The sequence below is a fragment of the Actinomadura keratinilytica genome (assembly GCF_039539665.1).
Lineage (GTDB): Bacteria > Actinomycetota > Actinomycetes > Streptosporangiales > Streptosporangiaceae > Spirillospora > Spirillospora keratinilytica.
Genome location: NZ_BAABDO010000280.1, coordinates 1 through 914, shown reverse-complemented (window position 1 = coordinate 914; position 914 = coordinate 1). Strand labels below are relative to the sequence as shown.

At 67.0% G+C, this 914-nt stretch carries 1 protein-coding gene; it reads right to left on the bottom strand.

All coding sequences use genetic code 11. The annotated features are described in order from the left end of the window. Nucleotides 1-16: 16 nt before the first annotated feature. Entirely contained in the window at nt 17-787 is a 771-nt protein-coding gene (locus ABD879_RS32705) for a transposase family protein (protein WP_345025670.1), read from the bottom strand. Nucleotides 788-914 lie beyond the last annotated feature (127 nt).

Sequence of the window (914 nt, the reverse complement as noted above, 5' to 3'; positions counted from 1 at the left end):
TGAACTGTTTCCATCCTCATTGGGCCTGGTGGTGGAGGGTGAGGATCGCCTGCACGATGGCGGTCAGTCGGTCGGGTGAGCAGCGGGCCTTGCGCAGGATGTGCCAGCTTTTGAGGGTCGCCGCGCCACGCTCGCCCAGGGCGCGGACCTTGGCGTGATGCCGGTTGAACAGCTTCTTGCGTTTGCCCAGCTTGCGGCCCTTGCGCCGCTTGTAGGGAGTGCCGATGGCACCGCCTGCACCGACGTAGCCCTTGTCGGCGTAGCACGCGATCGCCCGGCAGGTCAGGCCGTCGACGATGCCGTGCACGCGGGCCGCGGTCAGGTCGTGGACCGAACCGGGCAATGCGGGTGACGCCCAGATCAGCTCGCCGTGCGGATCGGTGAGGAATTGGATGTTCACGCCGTGCCTGCGATGCTTGGCCGAGTAGTACAGCCGGTCTGCCTCGCCCGTGAGCCGATCGATCGGCGCGAGCGTGCCGTCCAGGATGACGTAGGCCTTACGTGCCGCCATCCGCATTGCTTCGCGCAGGTCGGGTGCCAGGTCGGCCAGCAGGGCGATGACCTCGGTGACGTAGCGGTGGGCGGTGGCCACGCCGATGCCGAACGCGGCGGCCAGGCGCGGGAATGTCTCGTTGCGGCGCAGATGCACCAGGACCAGCAGGGCTTGGCGGCCGGCCGGTAGCACCCGCCACCGTGAGCCGATCGAACGGCGGTGCGCGGCGATGAGATCGGCCACGAAGTTGCGGGCCGCGGGCGACAGATCCAGCGCAGCACGGTAGAACAACACCAGAAGCTCCTGGCAGTGCGGTCGTTTTGGTCGACTCCGCATCTACCAGGAGCTTCGCCTGTTCATGAGCCAAACACCGAGACCGCGACAACCCCGTGACCAGCGTGATCAGGATGGAAAAGGCTCA